21 protein-coding genes are annotated in these 26001 nt (G+C 62.7%); 5 read left to right on the forward strand and 16 right to left on the reverse strand.

Annotation, left to right across the window (positions count from 1 at the left end; all coding sequences use genetic code 11):
- Positions 1–4 precede the first annotated feature (4 nt).
- Together ACJRPG_RS21795 and ACJRPG_RS21800 are read left to right on the forward strand one after the other, a co-directional pair.
- Complete coding sequence (locus tag ACJRPG_RS21795; RefSeq protein WP_408002251.1) at positions 5–928, forward strand: branched-chain amino acid ABC transporter permease; 924 nt, start codon at positions 5–7, stop codon at positions 926–928.
- A 1-nt stretch (position 929) separates the two neighbouring features.
- Entirely contained in the window at positions 930–1985 is a 1056-nt protein-coding gene (locus ACJRPG_RS21800; protein WP_408002202.1) for a branched-chain amino acid ABC transporter permease, read from the forward strand.
- Between the two features lie 109 nt (positions 1986–2094).
- Here ACJRPG_RS21800 and ACJRPG_RS21805 read toward each other — a convergent pair whose 3' ends face one another.
- A complete protein-coding gene (locus ACJRPG_RS21805) occupies positions 2095–2757 on the reverse strand; it encodes a PEP-CTERM sorting domain-containing protein (protein ID WP_408002203.1) in 663 nt (220 codons plus the stop codon).
- A 179-nt stretch (positions 2758–2936) separates the two neighbouring features.
- Between ACJRPG_RS21805 and ACJRPG_RS21810 the strand changes: the two genes are divergently transcribed.
- Positions 2937–3377, forward strand: a complete 441-nt coding sequence (locus tag ACJRPG_RS21810; protein WP_408002204.1) for a hypothetical protein — start codon at positions 2937–2939, stop codon at positions 3375–3377.
- Positions 3378–3639: 262 nt separating this feature from the next.
- Here the strand turns inward: ACJRPG_RS21810 and ACJRPG_RS21815 are convergent, their stop codons facing one another.
- The 6 genes from ACJRPG_RS21815 to dusA form a co-directional block, all read right to left on the reverse strand.
- The gene (locus ACJRPG_RS21815; protein ID WP_408002205.1) at positions 3640–3987 is read right to left on the reverse strand and encodes a hypothetical protein; all 348 of its coding nucleotides are present in this window, start codon (positions 3985–3987) and stop codon (positions 3640–3642) included.
- 321 nt (positions 3988–4308) lie between these two features.
- Positions 4309–4869, reverse strand: coding sequence for a hypothetical protein (locus ACJRPG_RS21820; RefSeq protein WP_408002206.1), 561 nt, complete (start codon positions 4867–4869; stop codon positions 4309–4311).
- A gap of 72 nt (positions 4870–4941) precedes the next feature.
- Positions 4942–5259, reverse strand: coding sequence for an energy transducer TonB (locus tag ACJRPG_RS21825; RefSeq protein ID WP_408002207.1), 318 nt, complete (start codon positions 5257–5259; stop codon positions 4942–4944).
- A 63-nt stretch (positions 5260–5322) separates the two neighbouring features.
- Positions 5323–5655: an energy transducer TonB gene (locus tag ACJRPG_RS21830; RefSeq protein WP_408002208.1), complete on the reverse strand. Its 333-nt coding sequence runs from the start codon at positions 5653–5655 to the stop codon at positions 5323–5325.
- Positions 5656–5750: 95 nt separating this feature from the next.
- Positions 5751–7478 (reverse strand): methyl-accepting chemotaxis protein, encoded by a 1728-nt coding sequence (locus ACJRPG_RS21835; RefSeq protein WP_408002209.1) that lies wholly within the window; start codon positions 7476–7478, stop codon positions 5751–5753.
- 345 nt (positions 7479–7823) lie between these two features.
- Complete coding sequence (dusA, locus tag ACJRPG_RS21840; RefSeq protein WP_408002210.1) at positions 7824–8834, reverse strand: tRNA dihydrouridine(20/20a) synthase DusA; 1011 nt, start codon at positions 8832–8834, stop codon at positions 7824–7826.
- A 121-nt stretch (positions 8835–8955) separates the two neighbouring features.
- Between dusA and ACJRPG_RS21845 the strand changes: the two genes are divergently transcribed.
- Positions 8956–11280, forward strand: coding sequence for a TonB-dependent receptor domain-containing protein (locus ACJRPG_RS21845; RefSeq protein WP_408002211.1), 2325 nt, complete (start codon positions 8956–8958; stop codon positions 11278–11280).
- 21 nt (positions 11281–11301) lie between these two features.
- Here the strand turns inward: ACJRPG_RS21845 and ACJRPG_RS21850 are convergent, their stop codons facing one another.
- Positions 11302–13458, reverse strand: a complete 2157-nt coding sequence (locus ACJRPG_RS21850; RefSeq protein ID WP_408002212.1) for a DUF3141 domain-containing protein — start codon at positions 13456–13458, stop codon at positions 11302–11304.
- A gap of 90 nt (positions 13459–13548) precedes the next feature.
- A complete protein-coding gene (typA, locus tag ACJRPG_RS21855; RefSeq protein ID WP_408002213.1) occupies positions 13549–15384 on the reverse strand; it encodes a translational GTPase TypA in 1836 nt (611 codons plus the stop codon).
- A gap of 158 nt (positions 15385–15542) precedes the next feature.
- Here typA and ACJRPG_RS21860 point away from each other — a divergent pair, with 158 nt between their 5' ends.
- Positions 15543–16517, forward strand: coding sequence for an RpnC/YadD family protein (locus ACJRPG_RS21860; RefSeq protein WP_408002214.1), 975 nt, complete (start codon positions 15543–15545; stop codon positions 16515–16517).
- A gap of 8 nt (positions 16518–16525) precedes the next feature.
- On the opposite strand, the gene truB is transcribed toward ACJRPG_RS21860, so the two are convergent.
- The 7 genes from truB to scpB all read right to left on the reverse strand — a co-directional run bounded on the left by truB (position 16526) and on the right by scpB (position 25828).
- A complete protein-coding gene (truB, locus tag ACJRPG_RS21865) occupies positions 16526–17446 on the reverse strand; it encodes a tRNA pseudouridine(55) synthase TruB (RefSeq protein ID WP_408002215.1) in 921 nt (306 codons plus the stop codon).
- Positions 17443–17838, reverse strand: coding sequence for a 30S ribosome-binding factor RbfA (rbfA, locus tag ACJRPG_RS21870; protein WP_408002216.1), 396 nt, complete (start codon positions 17836–17838; stop codon positions 17443–17445). The genes truB and rbfA overlap by 4 nt, the downstream gene beginning before the upstream one ends.
- Before the next feature lie 92 nt (positions 17839–17930).
- Positions 17931–20789, reverse strand: coding sequence for a translation initiation factor IF-2 (infB, locus tag ACJRPG_RS21875; RefSeq protein WP_408002217.1), 2859 nt, complete (start codon positions 20787–20789; stop codon positions 17931–17933).
- A gap of 44 nt (positions 20790–20833) precedes the next feature.
- Positions 20834–22399 carry a transcription termination factor NusA gene (nusA, locus tag ACJRPG_RS21880; RefSeq protein WP_408002218.1) on the reverse strand — a complete coding sequence of 522 codons (1566 nt, stop codon included), beginning with the start codon at positions 22397–22399 and terminating at the stop codon, positions 20834–20836.
- Positions 22396–22926, reverse strand: a complete 531-nt coding sequence (gene rimP / locus ACJRPG_RS21885; protein ID WP_408002219.1) for a ribosome maturation factor RimP — start codon at positions 22924–22926, stop codon at positions 22396–22398. The genes nusA and rimP overlap by 4 nt, the downstream gene beginning before the upstream one ends.
- A 162-nt stretch (positions 22927–23088) precedes the next feature.
- Complete coding sequence (gene rluB / locus ACJRPG_RS21890) at positions 23089–25029, reverse strand: 23S rRNA pseudouridine(2605) synthase RluB (protein ID WP_408002220.1); 1941 nt, start codon at positions 25027–25029, stop codon at positions 23089–23091.
- Positions 25013–25828, reverse strand: a complete 816-nt coding sequence (gene scpB, locus ACJRPG_RS21895; RefSeq protein WP_408002221.1) for an SMC-Scp complex subunit ScpB — start codon at positions 25826–25828, stop codon at positions 25013–25015. Before scpB ends, rluB begins: the two co-directional genes overlap by 17 nt.
- Positions 25829–26001 lie beyond the last annotated feature (173 nt).

A 26001-nucleotide genomic window follows, 5' to 3' on the forward strand; every position in this document is an offset into this window, starting at 1 on the left:
GCTGATGCTGGCCATGCTGCCGCTGGTCGGCAGCTTCCCCACCTGGGTCACGCTGACCGTGGCCGGGCTGGCGATGGGAATGATGATCTTCATTATGTCCAGCGGCCTTACGCTGGTGTTCGGCCTGATGGACGTGCTGAATTTCGGCCACGGCGCCTTTGTGTCGGTGGGCGCCTTTGCCGCCACGCTGGTGCTGATTCCCATGCAGGGCTGGCTGGAAGCGGAATCGCTGTGGATGAACCTCGGCGCCCTCGGCCTGGCGATCCTGATGGCGATGGCCGTGACGGCGGTGCTGGGCTGGGCCTTCGAACGCCTGGTCATCATGCCGGTCTATGGCCAGCACCTGAAACAGATCCTGATCACCATGGGCGGCATGATCGTGGTCGAACAGCTGATCAACGTGATCTGGGGCTCGGACCACAAGCCGATGCCGCTGCCTGCCGCGCTGCGCGGCGCCATCGTCATCGGCGATGCGGCCATCGAAAAATACCGCCTGCTGGCGGTGGTGGTGGGCCTGCTGGTTTTCCTCGTGCTGTCGCTGGTGCTGAACCGCACCAAGATCGGCCTGTTGATCCGCGCCGGCGTGGAGAACGGCGAAATGGTGGAAGCCCTGGGCTACCGCATCCGCCGCCTCTTCATCGCCGTGTTCGCGGCCGGTTCCGCGCTGGCGGGCCTGGGCGGCGTGATGTGGGGCCTGTACAAGGAAACGCTGAGCGCCTCCATGGGCGGCGAGGTCATGGTGATGATCTTCATTACCGTCATCATCGGCGGCCTGGGCTCCGTGAGCGGCTGCTTCATCGGCGCGCTGCTGATGGCGCTGGCCGCAAACTATGCCGGCTTCCTGGCGCCCAAGCTCGCGCTGGTGTCCCATATCGTGCTGATGATCGCCGTGCTGCTGTGGCGTCCGGCCGGCCTGTCGAGGAAATAAGATGCTGAATTCCCTGTTCTCCGGCGACCTGCCGCGCAGCCGCACGCTGGCCATCCTGCTGGTGCTGGTGGTGCTGGGCCTGGCGCTCGCGCCTTTCATCACCAGCGGCGCGCGCCCGCTGAATACGGCCGCCACCATCTGCGTGTACATCGTGCTGGTGGCTTCCTACGACCTGCTGCTCGGCTATACGGGCATCGTGTCCTTCGCCCACACCATGTTCTTCGGTATCGGCGCCTACGGGGTCGGCCTCGGCCTCTCAGGCGATGAGCCTGGCTGGAGCGGCATGGCGCTCGGGCTGGCCGCTGCGCTGGCCCTGACACTGGCCCTGGCCTTCATCATCGGCCTGTTCGCGCTGCGCGTGCGCGCCATCTTCTACGCCATGATCACATTGGCCGTGGCCTCCTCCTTCGCGGTGCTGGCCTCGCAGCTGTCCGACTGGACCGGCGGCGAGGACGGCAAGACCTTCAGCGTGCCGGAGCTGCTGTCGCCCGCCACCGAGTTCGGCGAATTCATGGGCCGTTCCCTGGACGGCAAGCTGATCACCTACTACATCGTGTTCGGCGGCGCCGTGCTGCTCTTCCTGTGCCTGTTGCGCGTGGTCAACTCGCCTTTCGGCCGCGTGCTGCAAGCCATCCGCGAGAATGAATTCCGCGCCGAAGCGCTGGGTTATCGTACCGTGCTGTACCGCATTGCGGCGAATTGCATCGGCGCGCTTGCTGCCGCGCTGGCCGGCGCCCTGATGGCATTATGGCTGCGCTATGTGGGCCCGAAAACCACGCTGGGTTTCGAAGTCATGACGGATATTCTGCTGATTGTGGTAATTGGCGGTATGGGAACCATGTATGGCGCAGTAATCGGCGCCGCGCTCTTTATTCTGGCGAATAATTATCTCAAATCGCTGATGGCGGAAGCGGCAGGCGCAGTGTCCGGAATGCCGCTGCTGGAAGCCGCATTACATCCGGACCGCTGGCTATTATGGCTGGGGATTTTGTTTATTCTCGCGATTTACTTTTTCCCGTCCGGTATCGTCGGCAAGCTCGCTCCCCGCCGCCATTAAGCCCGGAAAATGCCATACAGCCCGCGCCGATGACCCGGCGCAGGCCCGCATCCCCCGGGGCGCGCCAGAAGCTGGCGCAATCGCGCCCGATCCTGGCTTGGAGGCGCCGCTAGACGGCGCGTGCACGGCGCCGCGCGAAGGCGCCCAGCGCAGCCAGGCCGGCCAGCAGCATGCCGTAGGTCTCCGGTTCCGGCACCTGGGTAATGATCTTGTCGCGGCCGAAGATCGTCATATTGGAAAAGTCGGGATTGTTGGGCCCGTGGTTGCGGCCATTGCCGGTGACGAGGTTATTGTTTCCGACTGTCCAGCCGATCAGCCAGTCGCCGTTCAGTGTCTGTCCGGGCAGGATAAGCTGGTTGTCGAACAACCAGGCGCCGCCCTGGTTGCCGGCATGAATTGCCATGACCAGGTCGATGGTGATCGCCTTGTCCATGCTGAGGTTTTTTACCGTCCACACGCCGCCCGGTCCCCAGGTATCGTCGAAGGTGAATTTCAAATAGCCCCAGGTATCGGATTTATCGCCATTGTCCATTTTGCTCAGCAGTGACCAGGGGCCGCTGCCATAAGAACTGAATGCCGACAAAAAGCCGCTGGTATTTCCATTCGGCCCTTGCTGGGGATTCCAGCTGTCTTTATATGCGAAAGCATCGGCAGCGTCACCCGCTAAATGTGCATCATTAGCGGATGCCGTGCCGATGCCTGCATAAGCGCTGGCGGTGAAAATCAGGGTTGCGGCGGCGACCAGTGTTTGCTGAAGTAGCGTTCTCATCATCTTTTTCCTTTTTAATTAGAGTTAACGCTGCTCAGCTTATTAAAAATGCGATAAGGCCTATGTACTAATAATCAAGTACCCATCTCAGCCGCAAAACAGCTGTGGTATTTGGGCTTCCCTTTTCCTCAAGGCATCGGTTTAGCGATAAAATGAGAGCTCGATTTTTTTCCCCGAGCATCATGCCCTACGAGCCCGAAATCACGACTTACAGCAAAGAGACCCCGATAGGCCGGCCGGATGTGGACGGCATGGCGGCGGTCTTTGTTCCCAACAGCGAATTCGACCTCGCAGCCTCGACCACCATTCGCAAGGGCGCGGGCATCGTCGGTTTCGGCAATCCGGACGGCTCGCTGACCGTCTACTTCGAATCGAACCGCTTCGACGAAAGCAGCCTGCACAAGTGGGAAAGCAAGGCGCGCAAGGCCTATGACCGCATGGTGTCGAATGCGCCTACCGTGTCGAAAGCGAAGATGGACGCCAAGCTGCTGGACCAGGTCGGCGTGATCGATGGCAATGGCATCATGGTGCGCCAGCCGCAGAAGCTGACCGAGTGGCTGGCCCTTTCCAATGCGCTGGATACGGCGCCGGATGGCCCCGCCATCAGCTGGGGCAAGAAATAACGCAAAAAGGGCAAGTCAGACGACTTGCCCCTTTCCACGAGTAAAAGTCCTACAATTTCGCGAAACTTTTGCCGATGACTGCGGCTTAAGGCTTCTTTAAGATGGAACCATACAAAAAGCGTCCATCAAGGAGCCCATCATGTTACGGCACATTCCTCTTACTTTCAGCACTGCCCTTCTCAGCCTGGTCGGCACGGCCACTTATCTCCTGTGCTCGACCGATGCGATGAACACCGCCCACTTCTTCCTGCTGCATTAAGTATCAGCGGCGGCCGCGGCCCCAGCCACGATAGCCGTGGCGGTGGTGGTTGCTAAAAATAAAATCAAAGCCGATCGATACCGGCGGATAGTAGTAAGCAGGGGCCGGTGCATATACCGGTGCAGGCACATAGACCGGCTGCGGCACATAGGTAACGGTGCGGGCAGGCGGCAATTCCTCAGTTGTATATTCCACGCGCGAGCCCGAGCTGGCAATGGTGCCTGCCGGCAGCGGCGTCACCGAGACTGTGCGCCATGCATACGGATCCGACGGCTGGGCGTAATACGGCTGGCTTGCACAGCCCACCAGCGCCAGCGCTGCGACTGGCAATAGCAATAAGCTCTTCTTCATAGCAAAATCCTCCCAATAGAGAACTATAGGGAATTTCGCGCTTCCCTGCCTCAGTTTTACACCTCGTTACAGGCGCATACAACAGAGAAATTTCCGCAAACGGATCAGTGATTGCGTTTCTGTTTTTTGCCGCCGCCCGCGCCCTTGCCGGTGCTGGCTTTGGTGTGGCTCGCGGCGTCCTTGCCGGACTTCGCTTTCGAAGGCGAAGCTTTCGATTCCATTTCAGTGTCGCCCGATTGCCTGTTCTGTGATCCCGTCGATTTCGATTGCGCCATGCTCGCTGCTCCCGGTGTACGCGCCAGGCAAATGCCTCGCCGCGCTTTAAATATACGGGATATCGCAGCGATCCAGCGCACGCCCGCTTTCATCCATGCGCAGCGCGCAGATGGCGAACTGCATGCCGTAGTCGAGCTCAATGGTGTAGACCTTGCCGTAGGGGAGCGCCACCGCCTGCTTGACCAGCTTCTGGTAGCTCAGCGCAGGCACGTCGGAAGGAATCGCCATCGAAGTATGGAAATTGCGGCGCCGGTCCTGCTGGCGGCGGTGCACATCCACGTCCAGGCCCAGGTCCAGCGTGACGCCGCCTGCCATATAGCTGTAGCGCGTGATATTGCGCGAGGCGCTCAGGATGCCCCAGGCGCAGGATTTGGCATCGGACGACGGACATTTGCTGATCTGCGCCAGCGGGAAAATCTCCTCGTGGCCGGCCAGCTGCGTGATGGGCCAGCTGGTGCGCACGCCGTCCCGCTTGCCCGAGACCGGATTGGTCCAGGTCAGCGCGTTGATGACGGAAACGTATTGCTTATCCTTGGCGGGATCGTGCGCGTCGCGCATCAGGGCGCAGCCGCAGAGCAGTACGGGCAGGCAGAGCAGGTATTTCATCGTGCCAGATTAGCAGATGTGGGGACGAAAAAAAACCGGCTCACGCGAGCCGGCTTTTTTGCTGGGGACATATCAGTCCAGTTTCCACGCGTAGTCCACCTTGGTCCAGGTTTCGGCAGCTGCGCCGTCCTTGGTGCCAGGCTTGAACTTGCAGGCGCTGATGGCCTTGATGGCTGCCTTGTCCAGGTTCTTGAAGCCGCTCGACTTGTCGATCTTGGAATCCTTCACGTCGCCGCCGGCGGACACCAGGAAGGACATCGACACGGTGCCCTGCTCTTCGTTCATCAGGGATGCCTTCGGATATTCGGCCTTGCAGTTTTTGGCATCGAAGCTGGCCGGAACTTCGGCGGCGAATGCCGCTGGTGCGCTCAGAGCGAGCACTGCTGCCATAACACTCAAACAACGCTTATTCGTGGACATGCTGATTTCCCCAGTGTGTATTTGAATCAGTTTTTACAGCGACCAGACGTAGTCAACCTTGGTCCAGGTTTGTGCTACGGCGCCGTCCTTGGTACCTGGCTTGAACTTGCAGGCGCTGATGGCCTTGATGGCTGCCTTGTCCAGGTTTTTGTAGCCGCTGGATTTTTCCACTTTCGAGTCCATCACGTCGCCAGCAGCGGAGACCAGGAAGGACATGGTGACAGCGCCCTGCTCTTCATTCAGCAGGGAAGCTTTCGGATACTCTGCCTTGCACTTCTTCGCATCGAAGGTGGCTGGCACTTCCGACGCGAAGGCGGCGGAGGAAACGAGGGATGCTGCGATAAAACCGATCAGACGCTTATTCATTTGCTTTTCCAAAAATCTAATTATTAAGAACATGTTGCTACCGCGCCTACCCCAGGCGCGGCGGAAGTGCTGCTTGAAACTACTACTGATACTGCTTAAAACTCTTCCCATTCATCGGCGCCGGCGGTGGCCGTTGCGATTTTCTTGGGCTTCGGTGCGGCAGGCGCCGGCACGATGGCTTTCTTGGCGGCCGGGCGGGCAGCGATCGGCTTCACCACGGCGGTCTGCTGGGCAGCCTGCTGCGCGGCAGCGGCAGCCACGGCGCGCTCTTCACCGGCTTCCAGCTTGAAGATGCTGACCACGCGGGCCAGTTCGCCGGCCTGGTCCTGCAGGCTCTGCGCGGCGGCGGCGGCTTGTTCCACCAGCGCGGCGTTCTGCTGGGTCATGCTGTCCATCTCGATGATCGACAGGTTCACCTGTTCGATACCGGCGCTCTGCTCCTGCGAGGCGTTGGCGATTTCGCCCATGATGTCGGTCACGCGGCGCACCGAGGACACCACTTCGTCCATCGTCACACCGGCCTGGCCCACCAGCTTGGTGCCGGCGCCGACTTTCTCCACGGAGTCGTCGATCAGGGCCTTGATTTCTTTTGCGGCGCCAGCGGAACGCTGGGCCAGGTTACGCACCTCGGCGGCCACCACGGCGAAGCCGCGGCCCTGCTCGCCGGCGCGGGCTGCTTCCACCGCGGCGTTCAGCGCCAGGATGTTGGTCTGGAAGGCGATGCCGTCGATCACGGAGATGATGTCCACGATCTTGCGCGAGGACTCGTTGATCGAGCTCATGGTGTCAACCACCTGCGACACCACGGCGCCGCCCTTGCGCGCCACTTCCGATGCATTGGCGGCCAGCTCGTTGGCTTCGCGGGCATTGTCCGCGTTCTGCTTCACGGTGGAGGTCAGCTCTTCCATCGCCGACGCGGTCTTCTCCAGCGAGGAGGCCTGCATTTCGGTACGGGACGACAGGTCGATATTGCCGGCGGCGATTTCACGCGATGCGGTGCCGATGGTTTCGGTACCCACGCGCACCTGGCCCACGATGCCCACCAGGCTGTTGCGCATTTCCTTCATTTCCACGAGCAGGCTGTCCTTGTCGTTGGCGGCGGTGTCGATCGAGATCGACAGGTCGCCGTTGGCGATGGAGCCGGCGATGGAGGCGGTGTAGTCTGGTTCGCCGCCCAGCTGCTTCAGCAGGCCGCGGGTAATCACATACGCGGCAGCCAGCGAGATCAGCACGGCCAGCAGGCCCATGGCGATCATGAAGTTACGGGCGTTCTCGTAGCCGTTGGCCGCATCCACCTGCACCTGGGCGTTCAGCTTCTCTTCCAGCTTGCCCAGCTGGTCCAGCGCTTCCATCCACTTCTTCTGCGCAGGACGGATTTCCTTGATCAGCACCTTGGTCGCTTCGACCGCATTATTGGCCAGCCACATTTCGGAAGCCTTGGCGATGGCCGGCATGGCCACGCCTTCATGCTCCTTGATCTGCGCCAGCAGCGCTTTTTCTTCCGGCGTGCCTTCCGCCGCAAATTTGACTTCCAGCTTCTTCAGCGAATCCTGGTATTTCGCAGCCTGGTCCTTGATCTTGTTCATTTCCGGCTCCATATCGGAGGCATCGGCCATGAGCGTCAGAATACGAAGCGAAGTGATGCGGTCGGACACATTGTTGCGCATGTCGACGACGAGGCGGTTCACCACATTATTGAATGAAACCACATGATCCAGGCGGTCCTGGATCTGCCCCATCCGCAGGATACCCACGCTGGTAACAGCGATCAGGAAAACCAGCACCAGCGCAAACCCGAGACCCAGACGCGTCCCAACCTTCATTTTGCTTAAATTCATTTCGGCTCTTCGTAAGTGACGATTGTTAAAGATTGCCCAGGAATGCAATCAATTTGCATGTTGACCACATCCACTGTTCCTTGCTGCTACGCAAGACCTGACAGTAGCAAACAATGACTGCGAATGCAAAAAATGGAGACGAAACGGCGATAAGCTGTCGTTTTTCGTCCCTGTTTCACAGTTGCAAACTGTGATTATCTGTGTATTTTCTGAAATTATAGATGGCTTCATTGCCACACGGCAAGCAAATTCTGCCTAAATTCTACGCAAACTTACTTTGTATGGGGAATTCGCCACAATGCCTACAAATGCATTGTGAAACAGGCAAATTCAAGACAAATGAGGGGTGCGCTGCAGTGCTTCCCGAAGCAATTCCGGGTTACCGGATGCAAGCCGCTTGCTGTCGGACAGGGTCTGGCGGAAGGACTTGGCGCCGGGCAGGCCCTGCATCAGGCCCAGCATATGGCGGGTGATGGAATTGAGTTTGAGGCCGCGTCCGCCCTCTTTCGCCAGCTGGGCAGCGATGTAGGGAATCATCGCCTCCAGCACTTCAAGGCGGGATTTGACAGGGTCGGTGCTGCCGTAATAGCGCTGGTCGAAACCGGCCATCAGGTAGGGGTTGTGGTAGGCCTCGCGGCCCAGCATCACGCCATCCACATGGCGCAGGTGCTCGTCGATCTCGGCTTCGGTCTTGATGCCGCCGTTGATCAGGATTTCGAACTGCGGGAAGTCGCGCTTGAGCTGGTAGGCGTACTCATATTTGAGCGGCGGGATCTCGCGGTTCTCTTTCGGCGACAGCCCTTTCAGGATCGCATTCCTGGCATGCACGATGAAAGTCGTGCAGCCGCCTTCGGCCACCGTGCCCACAAAGTCGCGCACGAAATCGTAGCTCTCGCTCTGGTCGATGCCGATGCGGTGCTTGACCGTGACATCGATGCTCACCGCGTCGCGCATGGCCTTCACGCAGTCGCGCACCAGCTCCGGCTCGGCCATCAGGCAGGCGCCGAACGCGCCCTTCTGCACGCGCTCCGAAGGGCAGCCGCAATTCAGGTTGATCTCGTCATAGCCCCATTTTTCGCCCAGCTTCGCGCTGACGGCCAGGTCGTGCGGGTCGCTGCCGCCCAGCTGCAGGGCGACCGGGTGCTCTTCCTCATTGAAGCGCAGGTGGCGCTCAACATCGCCGTACACCAGCGCGCCCGTCGTCACCATCTCCGTGTACAGCCAGGTGTGCTTGCTGATATGGCGGTGGAATACGCGGCAATGGCGGTCGGTCCAGTCCATCATGGGCGCCACGCTGAGGCGGCGGCCGCGTGGCGCGGTAGTCGTAGCGGTGTCGGTCATGCTGGCTATGAATCGAAAGAAGGACCGGACATTATACCGGCATCGCATTTACCTGTCTTTACAACGCTGTTACACAACGGACATATTTGCTCACGAGCCGTCGGCTACAATCGTCGTCGATATGAAACCGACAATCTCGCCCCGCTCCGGCGCCGGCGCGCTCCTGCTGTGTGCCGGCGCCGCCTTCGCCCAGACTACACCCGTTCCACCAGCCCAGCCAGCCAAACCGCCAGCAACGCCGACTGCAACGCCTCCCGTCACCGCCGAGCCGCCGGCCGGTACGACGCCGAGCGTGACCGTCTCCGCTGAACGGCCCACCAACCGCATCGACCGCCAGGTCTACGATGTGAAGTCCGATGCCGCGGCCAGCAACAACTCCGCCGCCGATGCGCTGAACAATGTGCCGTCCGTGAACGTCGATCCCGACGGCTCGCTGACGCTGCGCGGCAGCAGCAATGTGCAGGTCTATGTGGACGGCAAGCCCTCGGCCATGATGCAGGGCGATAACCGCGGCCCTGCCCTGCAGTCGATTCCGGCGGAAGACCTGGAGTCGGTGGAGGTGATCAACAATCCCGGCGCCCAGTTCGGCAACGAAGGCGGCGGCGGCCCGATCATCAACCTGGTGATGCGTCGCTCGCGCCGTCCGGGCGGCTTTGGCGTGGTGAACGCGAACGTGGGCACCGAAGGGCGCTATAACAGCGCGCTGTCCGGCTCCTATAACGAAGGCCTGTGGGGCTTCCAGGGCGGCGTCAATGTGCGCCACGACGGCCGCAACTCGGTGGGCGACGCAATCCGCGACCGCGTGGACCAGCGCACCGGCGCCCTCTCGCACAACACCCAGACTTCCTCCTCCTCGGGCCTGAACGACAACGCCGCCATGAATGCGGGCGTGACCTATAACCTGGGCGACAAGGACACCCTGGGCGCGCAGCTCACGTATTCCAAGCGCAGCAACGATGCACATGGCAGCGACCGCTACCTGTCGCTCAACGAAGCGCAGGACGTAACCAGCGACTACACCCGCAGCACGCGCCGCGAAGGCGATGGCAAGACCTGGTCGTGGAATGCGCGCTGGGACCACAAGGGCGACACGAACGGCGAAATCTTCAAGATGGACCTGCGCATGTCGTCCGCCGACGTGAATGCCGACAGCGCCTATCGCAATGTTTACGCGGTGCGCCCGCCCACCGGCGTGAACCTGGACAGCGCGCAGCAGAGCGACAACCTGACCCGCATCATCGACTACAGCGGCGACTACGAGCTGCCGACCGCCAGGGGCATCATCAAGCTGGGCTACAAGATTGCGCAGAACGAGAACGACACGTCGAACGAATACACCAATATCGATCCCGTGACGCAGGTGGGCACGCCGAACGCGCTGCGCAGCAACCAGTTCGAGCTGAAGGAAGTGGTGACGGCGGTCTATGGCTCCTACCAGATGCGCCTCAACGAGAAATGGGGCGTGCTGGGTGGCCTGCGCGCCGAGCACACCGAGATGGACATCGACCAGCTGACCGCCAAAGTCAGCGCATCGAACAGCTACACCAACCTGATTCCCAGCTTCTTCGCCACCTACAAATACAGCGACGACACCCAGCTGCGCTTCGCTTACGCGCACCGCCTGCGCCGGCCCAACGCAGCCGACCTGAATCCCGTGGTGCTGTACCGCGATGAGCTGAACGTTTCGTCGGGTAATCCGAAGCTCAAGCCTGCGCAAACGGATTCCTTCGAACTGGGTTACGAGAGCCGCCTGTTCGGCCTGGAAGCGAACCTGCGCGGCTACTACCGCAAGGAGACCGACTCCATCCTCGACCGCAAGTACTTCATCAGCGATACCGTGCTGCTGACCACGCGCGACAACGCCGGCAGCACGACTTCCGGCGGCATGGAGTTTTCGCTGACCGGCAAGCTGATGCCGACGCTCACGCTGAACGCCAGCGGCAATGTGGCGCGCAGCGAACAGACGGTGCTTGAGATGGATGGCTCGCAGAGCAAACGCAATGCCTCCACGCTGACCGGCCGCCTGCGCCTGAACTGGCAGGCCACGCCAAGCGATATGGTGCAGGCAGCCGTGCAGACACAGGGCAAAACGCTGACCGGCCAGGGCTACCGCGAGCCGAATACCACCGTGAACCTGACGCTGCGCCACGCCTTCAACAACCAGCTGGCGGCGGTGCTGACCGTTACCGACATCTTCGACCAGAACAGGATCCGCACCGTCACCGATACCTTCGCCCTGCGCGAAACGTCGACCCGCCGCTTTGACGGCCGCGTGGCCTACATCGGCCTGCAATACCGATTCGGCGGCCTGCCGCAGAACGGCAGCCAGATGCGCCAGCGTGGCCCCGGCGGCCCGGGGATGGGCCCGGGGATGGGGCCGGGAATGGGCCCGGGGGGAATGGGACCTGGCGGCATGGGCCCGGGCGGCGGCGGCTTCGGCTCCTGATTCGCCGGAAGCGCTGCGCCGCTACGGCGCTGCGCCGAACAGCGCGGCCACCCTCCTCATGCGCTGCGCGGCCTCGCCGTGCAGCGGTCCTGCCGCAGTCATGATCTGGTGAACGCCTGCCAGCCCCCTGCTGCGCGCCTCGCTGTCCGCCGGCAGCAGCGAAGGCAAAGCTTCCATCGCCTTCTCCTCATCCAGCTGCAGGATCATGTTCTGTTCCTGCACAATCTCCTTGAAACGCGCCAGCGGCAAGCGCTCCTTTGCGGGCAGGCGCTGGCGCAGTTCGCGCAGCGTGGCGAAGGCACGTTCGTCCGCCACCCGCAGTTCCGGGCTGCGCGCGATGTAGAGAATGGCGCGCAGCACCGCTTCCCTTTCACCGCCCGCATGCAGGCGCTTCGCCGCCTCGGTGCGCTGCGCCGCCAGCACGGATTCGCGCGCCAGGTCGCGGCCGATGCGCTGGCGCGCCTTGCCTGAGGCCTCGTTGCCAAGACCGACCAGGGCCTGCAGCAAGGGCTGGCCATAGGCGGACAGGAAGAATGCTTCTTCAAACTGGTCGCGCACAGCCTTGTACTGGTCCAGCGTGGCGACGATCTGCGCAGCCATGGCCTCCTGCAGCTTGAGGAAAACATTGTCTTCGCCTGCGGGCTTGCGTTGCGCGCGCACCTGTTCCGCCAGCGCCGCCACGCCCGCCATTAAGGGATTCCTGTCCGACAGCAGGCCATAGCGCAGGCGGTAGGGGTGCAGGTCGCGCAGCGCCTGCGCCACCGGTTCGCTCACCGCCGCTTTCACCAGCGGGCTGACGAAGGTGCGGTACAGGCCGAGATTGATTTCGGACAGCCGCGCCACCGTGGCGAAGCGGCGCTCATCGGCTTCGTCGTTGCCGCCCAGCGCGCGCAGGTCGTCGAGGAAGCGGCGCTCGAAACGCACCACATAGTCGCCCGCCGCCAGCTCCGCATTCGCGGTACCGGCATCCTTCTGCACAAAGACAGCTTCGTACAAGCCCGGCGGCAGCAGGTCGATCAGGTCCATCGAACGCGCAAACTCGCTGTGCTCCTTGTTCGCTACCGAAGCCGACACGAAGATGCCAAGGTGGCCAATGCTCTGGTGCAGGGAGTAGATGACGGTCTGCCCTGCCGCCACCATGGCCGCATCGTCTTCGTACAGGTCGAGCACCCAGCCCAGCGCCTGCTGCGGCGGCGTGATGTCATCGCCCCAGGAGCAGAACACGATAATGGGCGAGCTGATATTGCGCAGGTCGATGCGGCGGCCTTCGCTGTCGTGCAGGGTGCCGTTACTGAGGCGGTTGCCGACGAAGAGATTGTCCGCGATGTACTGCATTTCGTGGGCATTCAGCAGCACCGGCGTGCCCCACCACTTTTCGAAATCGAGGAAGCGCTGCGCCTCCGTGTCCACGTTCGCATAGACGTGGTAGTCCTTCTTCCACCAGGTGTTGGAAGGATTCATCATCTCGAAGTTGTTGACGAGGTGGGCGCCGTCGAACTTGCCGTTGCCAAGATCGCCCGACAGGGCGGTAAGCCAGGTGCCGCCCAGCAGGCCGCCCAGGTAGCGCAGCGGACTGCCGCCGCGCACTCCGCCCCAGTAGGACAGCGGCGCACCGGCCAGCATCAGCGGTCCCACGATGTCCGGGCGCAGCGCCGCCGTCATCATGATCTGCCAGCCGGCCTGGCAATTGCCGATCAGCGCAGGCTTGCCTTCCGCATCGGGATGCAGCGAGGCCACCAGCTCGATGAAATGCGCCTCGGCGCGGCACACATCCTCAATCGTCTGCGTGGGCTCGGGCTGCGGCAGGAAGCCGACGAAATAGCAGGGATGGCCCGCTTTCAATACTACGCCGATTTCGCTGTCCTGCTTCATGCCGCCGATGCCGGGACCGTGCCCTGCGCGCGGATCGAACACGATGAAGGGCCGCTTGTCCGGATCGATTTCCACGCCGTCCGGCGGCACGATACGCAGCAGGCCGTAGTTGACGGGGCGCGGCAGGGTACTGCCGTCCACCAGCAGCTCGAACTGGAAGCTCAGTACATGCGGCGCCGTCTCGGCCGCACGTTCATTGCTCTCGTTGCCGCGCTGCCGCTGCACGTCCAGCATGAGGATGGAACGCTGCCAGGCGTCGATCCAGTATTCGGTGGCCTGCCTTGCCAGCTGCAGCGGGTCGGTCATGGTGCTCTCCTGTGCCTTGATGAGCCTACTGTAACAAAAAACCGCCGGTCCTTGCGGAGGCGGCGGTTTTTTTGAGCTGCGGAGAGCGGCTTATGCGCTTTCGCGGGAGGCCTTCTTGCGCTCGTGCTCTTTCAGGAAGCGCTTGCGCAGGCGGATCGACTTCGGCGTGATCTCCACCAGTTCGTCGTCCTCGATGAATTCCACTGCGTATTCCAGCGACATCTGGATCGGCGTCACCAGGCGCACGGCTTCGTCGGTGCCGGAGGCGCGCACGTTGGTCAGCTGCTTGCCCTTGATCGGGTTCACCACCAGGTCATTGTCGCGCGAGTGGATGCCGATGATCATGCCTTCGTACACCGGGTCGTTGTGCGACACGAACATGCGGCCGCGGTCCTGCAGCTTCCACAGTGCGTAGGCAACGGCCTGGCCGTCGTCCTGGGAGATCAGCACGCCGTTGTGGCGGCCGGCCAGTTCGCCCTTGCTGTTGTCGACCGGTGCGTAAGCATCGAACACGTGCGACATCAGGCCGGTGCCGCGGGTCAGGGTCATGAACTCGCCCTGGAAGCCGATCAGGCCACGGGCAGGAATACGGTACTCAAGGCGCACGCGGCCCTTGCCGTCCGATTCCATGTTCTGCAGGTCGCCACGGCGGCGGCCCAGTTCTTCCATCACGCCGCCCTGGTTGGCTTCTTCCACGTCAACCGACAGCATTTCATACGGCTCGTGGCGCACGCCATCAACCATCTTGAACACCACGCGCGGACGCGACACGGCCAGCTCGAAACCTTCGCGGCGCATGTTTTCCAGCAGGATGGTCAGGTGCAGCTCGCCGCGGCCCGACACTTCGAAGATGGTGTCGTCGTCTGTCGGCGCAACGCGCAGCGCCACGTTCGATTTCAGTTCCTTGTCCAGGCGGTCGCGCAGCTGGCGCGAGGTCACGAACTTGCCTTCGCGGCCAGCCAGCGGCGAGGTGTTGACCATGAAGTTCATGGTCAGCGTTGGTTCATCGACGGTCAGCATCGGCAGCGGATCGATATTGTCCGGTGCGCAGATGGTGGAGCCGATACCGATTTCTTCGATACCGTTGATCAGCACGATGTCGCCGGCGACGGCTTCATCGACCAGCACGCGCTCCAGGCCCTTGAAGTTCAGCACCTGGTTGATGCGGCCCTTGATCGGGGTCGCGCCCGGACCGTCCACCACCACCACGTCCTGGCCCGCTTTCACGCGGCCACGGGAGATGCGGCCGATGCCGATCTTGCCCACGTAGGAGGAGTAGTCCAGCGAGGTGATTTGCATCTGCAGCGGGCCGTCCGGATTGTCGTCGCGCACCGGCACGTATTTCAGGATCGCTTCGAACAGCGGCTTCATGTCGCCGCCGCGCACGGATTCATCCAGGCCGGCATAGCCGTTCAGGCCCGATGCGTAGATGATAGGGAAGTCCAGCTGTTCGTCGTTGGCGCCCAGCTTGTCGAACAGTTCGAAGGTCTGGTTGATGGCCCAGTCGGCGCGCGCGCCAGGACGGTCGATCTTGTTCACGACGACGATAGGCTTCAGGCCCAGGGCCAGCGCCTTGCGGGTCACGAAACGGGTCTGCGGCATCGGGCCTTCCTGGGCATCGACCAGCAGCAGCACCGAGTCCACCATCGACAGCACGCGCTCCACCTCGCCGCCGAAGTCGGCGTGGCCCGGAGTGTCGACGATGTTGATGTGGGTGCCTTCGTATTCAACGGCGCAATTCTTCGACAGAATCGTAATGCCGCGCTCTTTTTCGAGGTCGTTCGAGTCCATGACACGGGTATCGACCTGCTGGTTTTCACGGAAAGTACCCGACTGGCGCAGCAGCTGGTCCACGAGGGTGGTCTTGCCATGGTCAACGTGAGCGATGATGGCGATGTTACGAATTGCGCGTTTGGAATTAGACATGATTAGTGTATTTACAGAAAAACTGTGAGTGCGGCTGCACTGAACCCACTATTATAGCATGCTGCGCTGCACCCAACCATCGCCGTCCGGCTTTTGATATAGATCAGTTGTTTGCCTGCGCGCCGCCACCAAGCCAGCCGCGTGTTGTCCAACCCAGGATGGACAACTACGACAGCCCATGGAAGACGGCAATTACCGAATGCTTCGGCGATTTCCTCGCCTTCTTTTTCCCTGCTGCGCACGCGGCCATCGACTGGCAAAGCACGCCGGTTTTCCTTGACCAGGAACTGGCGCAGCTGAGCCGCGCCGCCCGCGTCGGCCGCCGCCGGCTGGACAAGCTGGTCCGCGTTGCCACTCTGGACCGCTCGCCCCGGCTGGTCTATATCCACATCGAGGTGCAAGGACAGCGCGAGCGCGATTTTGCCGAGCGCCTGTTCACCTATCACTACCGCCTGTATGACCGCTACCGCTGCCCTATTTCCAGCCTGGTGGTGCTGGCCGATGCCAGCACAGGCTGGCGGCCCTGCGAATTTCGGTATGAACTTTTCGACTGCAGGCTATGTCTAAGCTTTCCAGTAGTGAAGCTACTAGATTATCAGGGCCGCATGACAGAGCTGTTACGAAGTGAAAACATGTTCGCGCTTGTTACGGCAGCCCATTTGATGACGCGGGCAACGAGTCATCAGTTGACACAACGCGCCGACGTGAAACTCATACTCGCGAGTTTGCTGTACGAGAAGCACTGGTGCGCTCAACGCGTCATTACCACAATGCGCGTGCTCGACTGGATGATGGCGCTGCCAGAGGAGCTGCAGCGCTCGTTTGAGGATCAGATTCTGTTTCTGGAAGGAGTGAAGAAGATGCCTTACATGGATTCATGGCAGCGCCACGGCTGGGAACGCGGGCATGCCGAAGGGCGACACGAGGGCCTGGTGGAAGGCCGCCACGAAGGTTTGCAGGAGGGTTTGATCGCGGCGCGCCGCGAAATACTTGAAGCCCTGCTTTACGCCCGTTTCGGACCGTTGCCCGCCGAGACGCGGAAGCGTATCGCCTGCGCTGCATCCGACGAACTGCTGGTTTGGAATCTCCGTACCCTGGATGCGGATACGCTGGACGACATCTTCGCCTACTGAGCACGGGGCTACGCGGCAGCGATCAGGCGTTCGGGGGCGAGGATGGAGAACTCCTGCAGCTGGGCGGTACCGAGCAGGCGGCCTTCGGCATAGACGCGGACGCGGCCTTGTACTGCCGGTACGGCGACGGCGGGCTCCTTACCGAGCGGCAAGCGCTGGCCTTGCAGGAAGCGTTTCGCCAGCTCGGGCGTCAGTTCCACCGAGGGGAAGGACGACAGCAGCGCGTCCACCGGCGCCAGCAGCGACAGCGGCGCGGCGTGGGCGCTCAGCTCGTCCAGCGTGATCATGTGCTCGGCTTTCAGCGCACCCACGCCGATGCGGCGCAGCGCGTTCAGGTGGGCGCCGCAGCCCAGCGCCGCGCCGATGTCCTCGCCCAGCACCCGGATATAAGTACCCTTGCTGCAGGTGACTTCCAGCTTGAGGAAAGGCGCTTCATACGACAGCAGTTCCAGCTTGTGGATCACCACATTGCGCGCCTCGCGCTCCAGCACGATGCCTTCGCGCGCGTAAGCGTACAGCGGCTTGCCGTCGCGCTTCAGCGCGGAGTACATCGGCGGCACCTGCGCGATCGGGCCGCGGAAGCGCGCCAGCACGGCGTTGATCTGGTCCAGCGTGACATTAACCTCGCGCGTTTCGATGACTTCGCCTTCGGTATCGCCGGTATCGGTCTTCTGGCCGAGGTGCACGGTGGTGAGGTAGGTCTTGTCCGCTTCCAGCAGGTCCTGCGAGAACTTGGTGGCTTCGCCGAAGCACAGCGGCAGCAAGCCGGTGGCGAAGGGATCGAGGGTGCCGGTGTGACCGGCCTTCTTCGCGTTCAGCACGCGCTTGGACTTGATCAGGGCATCGTTGGACGACAGGCCCACAGGCTTGTCGAGCAGCAGCACGCCGTCTACGAGATCGCGGACGCGCTTCACTTTCGCCTGCGTCATTCTTCTTCGCTGTCCGCGTCGGCAGCGCGCGTTGCGTTGGCCTTGTCGATCAGGGCCGACATCGCCATGCCGCGCGAGGCCGACGTGTCGTGCACGAAGTGCAGCTGCGGCAGAGTGTGGATATGCAGGCGCTTGCCCAGCTGGTTGCGCAGGTAGCCGGAGGCCGCGTTCAGGCCGGCCAGCGTGTTCTTCACCGATTCCGGGTCATCCTTCAGCATCGTGAAGTAGATCTTGGCGTGGGCGTAGTCCGGCGTCAGCTGCACCTCGGCCAGCGTGATCATGCCCACGCGCGGGTCCTTCAGCTCGAACACGATCAGCTCGGACAGGTCTTTCTGGATCTGGTCCGCCACGCGCAGGCCGCGTGCCGGGATGGTTTTGCTATGTTTGGCCATGGTGTATTACCGATAAAAATGGTGGCGGGCGCCGCCCTGCCCCGCGCTTTCGCGCAAGACGGACGGCGCCCGCCACGGTGCTCCAGACGCTGTTACAGCGTACGGGCGATTTCCTGCACTTCGAAGACTTCCAGCGTATCGCCGACTTCGATCTCGTTGTAGTTCTTCAGCGAGAGGCCGCACTCCAGGCCGGCGCGCACTTCTTTCGCGTCGTCCTTGAAGCGTTTGAGCGAGTCGATCTCGCCGGTCCACACCACGATATTGTTGCGCAGCAGGCGTACCGAGGACGAACGCTTGACCACACCATCCGTGACCAGGCAGCCCGCAATCGCGCCGACCTTGGACACCAGGATGACCTGGCGAATCTCGACCTGGCCGGTGACGGTTTCGCGCTTCTCCGGCGCCAGCATGCCCGACATCGCCGCCTTCACCTCTTCGATCGCGTCGTAGATGATGTTGTAGTAGCGGATGTCCACGCCGTTGGCTTCGGCCAGCTTGCGCGCCTGTGCATCGGCGCGGGCGTTGAAGCCGATGATGACCGCCTTCGATGCGACCGCCAGGTTGACGTCCGATTCGGAGATGCCGCCCACCGCAGCGTGCACGATCTGCACACGCACTTCGGAGGTCGACAGCTTCTGCAGCGAGCCAACCAGCGCTTCCTGCGAACCCTGCACGTCGGTCTTGACGATCAGCGGCAGGTTCTTCACTTCGCCTTCGGCCATCTGGTCGAACATGTTCTCCAGCTTGGCGGCCTGCTGCTTCGCCAGTTTCACGTCGCGGAACTTACCTTGACGGAACAGGCCGATCTCGCGCGCCTTGCGCTCGTCCGCCATCACCATGGCTTCTTCGCCGGCTGCCGGCACTTCGGTCAGGCCCTGGATCTCGACCGGGATCGATGGACCCGCTTCCGAAATCGCCTTGCCGTTCTCGTCCAGCATTGCACGCACACGGCCATACGAGGAACCTGCCAGCACGACGTCGCCGCGCTTCAGGGTACCCGACTGCACCAGGATCGTTGCGACCGGGCCGCGGCCCTTGTCCAGGCGGGCTTCCACCACCAGGCCGCGCGCAGGCGCTTCCACCGGCGCTTTCAGTTCCAGCACTTCGGCTTGCAGCAGCACGTTTTCCAGCAGGGCGTCGATGCCCTCGCCGGTCTTCGCGGACACCGGCACGAATGGCGAATCGCCACCGTATTCTTCCGGCACCACGCCTTCGGCCACCAGCTCCTGCGTCACGCGGTCCACATTGCCGCCCGGTTTGTCGATCTTGTTGATCGCCACCACCAGCGGCACGCCGGCGGCTTTCGCGTGGGCGATTGCTTCCTTCGTCTGCGGCATCACGCCGTCGTCGGCCGCCACCACCAGGATCACGATGTCGGTTGCTTTCGCACCGCGGGCACGCATTGCCGTGAAGGCTTCGTGGCCCGGCGTATCCAGGAAGGTGATCATGCCGCGCGGGGTATCCACGTGGTAGGCGCCAATGTGCTGCGTAATGCCGCCGGCTTCGCCCGACGCCACTTTGGCGCGGCGGATGTAGTCCAGCAGCGAGGTCTTGCCGTGGTCGACGTGGCCCATCACAGTCACCACCGGCGCACGCGGGGTGGACTCGAAGTGGGCGTGCTCACCCTGGTCCGCCAGCAGCGCTTCCGGATCGTCCTCGGCGGCAGCGAAGGCCTTGTGGCCCATCTCTTCCACCACGATCATCGCGGTTTCCTGGTCCAGCACCTGGTTGATGGTGCACATCTGGCCCAGCTTCATCAGCTGTTTAATGACTTCGGAAGCCTTGACCGACATCTTGTGCGCCAGCTCGGCGACCGTGATGGTCTCCGGCACGTGCACTTCCTTGACGATGGCTTCGGTCGGCGCCTGGAAGTTCGATTCGCGTTCCTCGTGGTGCGAGTTGCGGCGGCCCTTGCCTCCGCTGCGCCAGCCGTCGCGGCCGGTCGGTGCGGCATTGCCGCGGCCTTTCATGCCGCCGCCCGGGGCGCCGCGCTTCTTGGCGTCGTCCGACCAGGTCGAGGATACATTGGCCGACTTGATGGACTTCTTGTCGCCTGGCTTCTTGTCGTCCTTGGCTGCGGTGGCAGCGCCGGCGGCAGGCTTCTTGTCCGCAGGCTTGTGCAACGTGCCTTCGGCCGTCTTCGGCTTCACCGCGGCAGGTGCCGGCTCGGGCGCCTTCACCACGCGGCGCGGCGCGTTCATCATGGCTTTGATCTGGGCCACTTCGTCGGCCACGGCCTTGCGCGCACGCTCGGTGGCTTCCGCGCGTTCGGCGGCTTCCTTGGCGGCGGCATCGGCCTTCTTCTTCGCTTCTTCCGCGTCGGCAGCACGCTTCTTGTCGGCAGCAGCGGTGGCGGCGGCATCGGCGCCGGCTTTCTCGGCAGCGGCCTTTTCGGCAGCAGCCTTCTTCGCCTCGGCTTCGGCAGCCTTCTTCGCTTCCGCTTCCGCGGCGGCGGTGGCTTTGGCCTGGGCTTCCTTCTCGGCGTCCAGCTTGGCCAGGCGCTCCTGCTTTTCCTTCAGTTCCGCTTCCTGGCGGGCGATCAGCTCGGCCTGGCGGCGCGCGTCTTCTTCACGGCGCGCCTGTTCGGCAGCGTCGATCACCGGCGCGGCAGGCGCTGCTGGCGCAGCGGCAGCCGTGGTGGTCAGGTCGTCGCGCTGCACGAAGGTGCGCTTCTTGCGTACTTCAACCTGGATGGTGCGCGACTTGCCGGTGGCATCCGCCTGCTTGATCTCGGTGGTTTCCTTGCGGGTCAGCGTGATCTTCTTTTTCTCGGTTTGTTCGCCCGCGCCGTGGGTACGGCGCAGGTGTTCCAGCAGCTTGTCCTTATCATCTTTCGACAATGGATCTGACGCCGAACTTTTCTCGACGCCAGCAGAACGCAGCTGCGTCAGCAGCAAATCTGCAGGCATCTTCAGTTCGGTGGCAAATTGGGCTACGTTGGTACTCGCCATTCAGTCCTCTTTTCTATGTGTCGCGTCGATGATATGGATGCTGTTCAGGCCTTGGCGGATTCCGCGGAGGCCCACGCCTTGGCCTGCAGGGCCTTGGCGCGGTCGTCGTATTTCGAATCGACCAGCTTCATTTCATCGTCGGTCACATCTTCAAACTCAGATTTAATCAGTTCCCTTGCGCGGTCGGACGACAGCGCCAGGATGGCGCCGAATTCGTCGTAGGCCAGACCGGCAAACTGCTCCAGCGTCTTGATGCCGGCCAGGCCAAGCTTGCCCGCGGTAACGCGGTCCATGCCTTCCAGGCCAACCAGCGCTTCTTCCATGCCTTCCAGGCCCTCTTCCGAAGCGATGGCTTCGGTCACCAGGGCGTCGCGGGCGCGGGTGCGCAGTTCGTTCACGGTGTCTTCGTCGAAGGCCTCGATCTCCAGCATCTCGGAAATCGGCACGTAGGCGATTTCTTCCAGGCTGGCGAAACCTTCTTCCACCAGGATGTCGGCCACTTCCTGGTCCACATCCAGTTTTTCCATGAACAGGGCGCGGGTTGCCGCGGTTTCCTGTGCCACCTTGTCGGCCGATTCTTCGGCCGTCATGATGTTGATCTTCCAGCCGGTCAGGTCCGAAGCCAGGCGCACGTTCTGGCCGGAGCGGCCGATGGCGATGGCCAGGTTCTCTTCGTCCACCACTACGTCCATGGCGTGCTTCTCTTCGTCCACCATGATCGAGGACACATTGGCCGGAGCCAGTGCGCCGATCACGAACTGGGCCGGATCGTCCGACCACAGCACGATGTCCACGCGCTCGCCGCCCAGCTCACCGGTCACGGCCTGCACGCGCGAACCGCGCATGCCGACGCAGGTGCCGATCGGGTCGATACGCTTGTCCGAGGTGTACACGGCGATCTTGGCGCGCACGCCGGCGTCGCGGGCCGCGGATTTAATCTCCAGCATGCCCTGCTCGATCTCGGGCACTTCCAGCTCGAACAGCTTCATGATGAATTCCGGCGCGGTACGCGACAGGATCACCTGCGGGCCGCGCATATTGCGGTCCACGCGCAGGATGTAGGCACGCACGCGGTCGCCGATACGCAGGTTCTCTTTCGGGATCATCTGGTCGCGCGGCAGGCGCGCTTCGATCTTGCCCGATTCAACGATGGCATCGCCGCGCTCCATGCGCTTGATGGTGCCGGTCACGAGGGCGTCGCCGCGCTCCAGGAAGTCAGCCAGGATCTGTTCGCGCTCGGCGTCGCGCACGCGCTGCAGAACGACCTGCTTGGTGTCCTGCGCGAAGCGGCGGCCGAATTCCACGGACTCGATCGGCTCTTCGATGTATTCATCGACTTCGATATCGGGGATCTGTTCTTTCGCTTCGAACAGCAGCACTTCCTGGTCAGGCAGCTGCAGGCCGGCTTCGTCAGGCACCACGTGCCAGCGGCGGAACGATTCGAATTCACCGCTTTCGCGGTCGATCGAAACGCGGATGTCCACTTCGCCTTCATAGCGCTTCTTCGTGGCTTGCGCCAATGCGAACTCCAGTGCGCCGAATACCACGTCCTTGTCGACGTTCTTCTCGCGCGCCAGCGCATCCACCAATAACAAAACTTCGCGACTCATGCTTTGCGGCTCCTAAAATCCACCTGTGGCACCAAGCGTGCCTTATCCATATCCGCGAGCGTAAAATTCAGCACCGCAGGACCTTCATTACCTTCAAATTCAATACCCAGCTGATCGCCTTCGGGCTGCTGCAGGATGCCCTGGTAGGACTTGCGGTTGCCGGACCCCGGCACCGCCATGCGCAGCTTCACAATCGCCTCGCTGCCGGCAAAACGCTCGAAGTCCGAGAGTTTGCGCAGCGGCCGGTCCAGGCCGGGCGAGGAAATTTCGAGGCGCTCGTACGGCACGTTCTCAACGGTGAGCACGTGCGACAGCTGATGGCTCACCTTGGCGCAGTCTTCCACCGTGATCGGGCCCTTTTCTTCCGCATCCTCCGCCGTGAAGTCGATGTACACACGCAGCAGTCCACGCTCGGCCCGTTCGAAATCAACCAGGTCGTAGCCCAGACCCGTGACAGTGGTCTCAATGAGTTCCGGCAGTTGCAAAGAAAATCTCCAAAAACGGTTCACCAAAAAAAAAATGGGCATCTGCCCATCTTCTTGTTACAACAGCCAGATGAAAGAGCCCTCAGCAATTTACCTCTGCGAAGAACTTTTACCAGGCTGCCTATTATAGCGTCTTATTGACTTCGCTGCAATGCCGCACTAAAGAGAGAGCCCCCTGCGCGCGGCATTGCAACAACGTCAAGCTCAGCCTTTACGGCGGCGCGGCATGCCGTGGTCCATGGCGCCGCCACGGTTGCGGCGCGGCTGGCCGGCGCCTGCGCCGGCAAAGCCGAAGGTGGTCTGCAGCGGATCCGGCTGGCGGCTGCCGCCGCCGCCAGCGCCGCGGCCCTTGCCCTGGCCCGGACGGCCGCCGCCCTGCTCGCCGAATGCAGGCCGGTTGCCGAAGCCCGGCGTCTGTGGCCGGCCACCCGGACGGCCGGAGCCGGCGCCGAAGTAGTTGCCCTGGCCCTGGCCCTGACCGCCGCGGCGCGGCGCCTGCGGGAAGGGGTCGGCATTCTTGTTGCTCACGTCCATGCGGTTGAAATTCTGTTCCCGCTCGCGCTCGCGGCCCTGGCCCTGCGGCTTTTTGCCGTTCTTGTCGCCGGCCGGCTGCTTTTTCTCGACGCCCACGGCCGACATCAGGTCACGCACCGAGTTTTCTTCCATTTCTTCCCAGCGGCCGCGTTTCAGGTTGCTGGGCAGGGTCATGGCGCCGTAGCGGGTACGGATCAGGCGCGACACGGTCAGGCCGATGGCCTCGAACATGCGGCGCACCTCGCGGTTACGGCCTTCGCCGATCACCACGCGGTACCATTTGTTGACGCCTTCACCGCCGCCGTCGGCGATCTTGGTGAACTGGGCCATGCCGTCCTCCAGCTCCACGCCGGCCAGCAGCTTCTGGCGCATGCCCTCTTCCAGCTCGCCCAGCGTACGCACGGCGTATTCGCGGTCGATGTTGTAGCGCGGGTGCATCAGGCGGTTAGCCAGGTCGCCGGAAGTGGTAAACAGCAGCAGGCCTTCGGTATTGAAGTCCAGGCGGCCCACGGCCAGCCATTTGCCGGTTTTCATGGTCGGCAGGCGGTCGAACACGGAAGGACGGCCATCCGGATCGTCGTGCGACACGATTTCGCCGGCCGGCTTGTGGTACACCAGCACGCGCGGCGGCTTCTTGCTCACCTTGCGCTGGATCAGCTTGCCGTTGATGCGCACCGCGTCGGTCGGCAGGATGCGCTGGCCGATGTGGGCCGGCTCGCCGTTGACGGACACGCGGCCCGCCACGATCAGGTCTTCCATATCGCGGCGCGAGCCCAGGCCCGCTTCCGCCAGCACCTTGTGCAGCTTCGGCGCGTCGTCTTCGGCCGTCAGGTCGCGGCGCACTGCCTTTTGCGGCTGCTTGCCCTTGGCGCCCTCTTCACGGTCGAAGGCATCCGAAGTGACGTAGGAGAACACGGCGTCCGCATCGCTGACTTTACCGCCCTGCTTCTGCCCTGGCGCATTGCGCTGGCCCTGCGGCTGGCCGTTCTGTCCCTTGCCCTTGTTGCGGCCCTTCTTGCCGTGCTTGTTGCGCTGCTCGTGCTTGCGCTCCTGGCCTGCGGCCGGCGCCAGCTGGCCGTCGGCCGATGGTGCGGCTTGCGCTTCGGCCGGGGCTTCAGCAGCCTGCGGCTGGGCGGCGGCGCGCTCGGCCTCGCGCAGGGCGCGCTGTTCGCGCATCTGGCGCGGACCGCGCGGTGGACGGGCTTTGGATGCGTCGGCGGCGCTGCCATCGGCGGCCGGCGCGGCATCCGCGGCGCCGGTGCGCGGCGCGCGGGCAGCGGCAGGCGGCGCGGCTTCAGCGGCCTGCGCTGGAGCAATGCGCTCTGCCGGCTCGGCCGTTGCGGCGGCATCCGCCGCCTTCGCTTTCGGGGCGGCCTTGGCGCGCGGCTTTTTGGCCGAGGCGTCGGCTGCGGCCGGCGCTGGAGCATCGCCGGCCGCGGCCGGCTCGGCGGCAGCCTTTGCGCTGCGGCGTTTCGGTTTCGGGGTTTCGCCTGCCGCCAGCGCAGCGGCCTTATCGGCCTCGATCTGGGCCTTGGTGCGGCGCTTCGGTTTCGCAGGGACTGCGTCGGCGGCCGGGGCGCCGGTCTCGTTGGTGTTATCGGTGTTGTTCATTATCTTGTTCTTGCGTTGGCTCAACTTCGGCTGCGGCTTCTTTTACCGGCGCCGGTTCATCGGACAGGTCTGCAGCAAACTCGTCTGCGGCGGACACGTCCGGGACGGCGGGCGCGTCGTCGGGCGTTACCTCTGCGGCGGGTGCTTCTTCTTCGGGTACTGCTTGGTTCGGGTGTTCGGCAGCCACGGCTGCCTTCTCGAAATTCTCCTGCAGCGCGGCTTCCAGTACTTCCATTGGATTGGCGTTCTGCCCGTCGCCGATCTGCTGCAAAGGCGGCAGCTGGGACAGCGAATTCAGGCCCAGGTCATCCAGGAACTGCTTCGTGGTGCCGAGCAGGGCGGGACGTCCGAGCACATCGCGGTGGCCGACCACATCGACCCAGCCGCGGTCTTCCAGCATCTTGATCGTCTGAGAATTCACGGCAACGCCGCGTATCTCCTCGATATCGCCACGGGTCACGGGCTGGCGGTAGGCGATGATCGCCAGCGTTTCCAGCGTGGCCCGCGAGTACTTCTGCGGTTTTTCCGGATTCAGCCGGTCCAGGTACAACTTCATTTCCGGCTTGCTCTGGAAGCGCCAGCCACTGGACAGCCCCACCAGCTCGACGCCTTCATCCTGCCATTCCTGGCTCAGCTCTTCGAGCATGGCCTTGATCGCATCGGAGGACAGCCCCTCCTCCAGCGGATTGCCCTGGTCGTCGACTTCGACGAACAGCTTTTTCATGCTGTGGATCGACAACGGCTCGCGAGCGCATAGCAGCGCGGTTTCGAGGACTTTTTTCGCCTCAACTGTATTCATAGCAATCTTGTGGTTGCAAATCTATTGCAAAGGCCGCCGGGCCGCTGCTTGCCGGGGCGAGGATTACAGGTGGAGAGAAGGTTTTCGGGGCGAAAACTGGTCGGCAAAGCCAGGAAAAGCGAGGCGCCGTTTCATCCAACTGCGATCATTGTACCTGATAAAACCGCGAATGG

This window comes from Pseudoduganella rhizocola, assembly GCF_045984285.3.
Lineage (GTDB): Bacteria > Pseudomonadota > Gammaproteobacteria > Burkholderiales > Burkholderiaceae_D > Rugamonas.

What these genes read in the sequence shown, in the direction of transcription:
- ACJRPG_RS21795 (WP_408002251.1), top strand. Translation starts at nt 5, where the DNA reads ATGCTGGCCATGCTGCCGCTGGTCGGCAGCTTCCCCACCTGGGTCACG.
- ACJRPG_RS21800 (WP_408002202.1), top strand. Translation starts at nt 930, where the DNA reads ATGCTGAATTCCCTGTTCTCCGGCGACCTGCCGCGCAGCCGCACGCTG.
- ACJRPG_RS21805 (WP_408002203.1), bottom strand. Translation starts at nt 2,757, where the DNA reads ATGATGAGAACGCTACTTCAGCAAACACTGGTCGCCGCCGCAACCCTG.
- ACJRPG_RS21810 (WP_408002204.1), top strand. Translation starts at nt 2,937, where the DNA reads ATGCCCTACGAGCCCGAAATCACGACTTACAGCAAAGAGACCCCGATA.
- ACJRPG_RS21815 (WP_408002205.1), bottom strand. Translation starts at nt 3,987, where the DNA reads ATGAAGAAGAGCTTATTGCTATTGCCAGTCGCAGCGCTGGCGCTGGTG.
- ACJRPG_RS21820 (WP_408002206.1), bottom strand. Translation starts at nt 4,869, where the DNA reads ATGAAATACCTGCTCTGCCTGCCCGTACTGCTCTGCGGCTGCGCCCTG.
- ACJRPG_RS21825 (WP_408002207.1), bottom strand. Translation starts at nt 5,259, where the DNA reads ATGGCAGCAGTGCTCGCTCTGAGCGCACCAGCGGCATTCGCCGCCGAA.
- ACJRPG_RS21830 (WP_408002208.1), bottom strand. Translation starts at nt 5,655, where the DNA reads ATGAATAAGCGTCTGATCGGTTTTATCGCAGCATCCCTCGTTTCCTCC.
- ACJRPG_RS21835 (WP_408002209.1), bottom strand. Translation starts at nt 7,478, where the DNA reads ATGAAGGTTGGGACGCGTCTGGGTCTCGGGTTTGCGCTGGTGCTGGTT.
- dusA (WP_408002210.1), bottom strand. Translation starts at nt 8,834, where the DNA reads ATGACCGACACCGCTACGACTACCGCGCCACGCGGCCGCCGCCTCAGC.
- ACJRPG_RS21845 (WP_408002211.1), top strand. Translation starts at nt 8,956, where the DNA reads ATGAAACCGACAATCTCGCCCCGCTCCGGCGCCGGCGCGCTCCTGCTG.
- ACJRPG_RS21850 (WP_408002212.1), bottom strand. Translation starts at nt 13,458, where the DNA reads ATGACCGACCCGCTGCAGCTGGCAAGGCAGGCCACCGAATACTGGATC.
- typA (WP_408002213.1), bottom strand. Translation starts at nt 15,384, where the DNA reads ATGTCTAATTCCAAACGCGCAATTCGTAACATCGCCATCATCGCTCAC.
- ACJRPG_RS21860 (WP_408002214.1), top strand. Translation starts at nt 15,543, where the DNA reads ATGGACAACTACGACAGCCCATGGAAGACGGCAATTACCGAATGCTTC.
- truB (WP_408002215.1), bottom strand. Translation starts at nt 17,446, where the DNA reads ATGACGCAGGCGAAAGTGAAGCGCGTCCGCGATCTCGTAGACGGCGTG.
- rbfA (WP_408002216.1), bottom strand. Translation starts at nt 17,838, where the DNA reads ATGGCCAAACATAGCAAAACCATCCCGGCACGCGGCCTGCGCGTGGCG.
- infB (WP_408002217.1), bottom strand. Translation starts at nt 20,789, where the DNA reads ATGGCGAGTACCAACGTAGCCCAATTTGCCACCGAACTGAAGATGCCT.
- nusA (WP_408002218.1), bottom strand. Translation starts at nt 22,399, where the DNA reads ATGAGTCGCGAAGTTTTGTTATTGGTGGATGCGCTGGCGCGCGAGAAG.
- rimP (WP_408002219.1), bottom strand. Translation starts at nt 22,926, where the DNA reads ATGCCCATTTTTTTTTTGGTGAACCGTTTTTGGAGATTTTCTTTGCAA.
- rluB (WP_408002220.1), bottom strand. Translation starts at nt 25,029, where the DNA reads ATGAACAACACCGATAACACCAACGAGACCGGCGCCCCGGCCGCCGAC.
- scpB (WP_408002221.1), bottom strand. Translation starts at nt 25,828, where the DNA reads ATGAATACAGTTGAGGCGAAAAAAGTCCTCGAAACCGCGCTGCTATGC.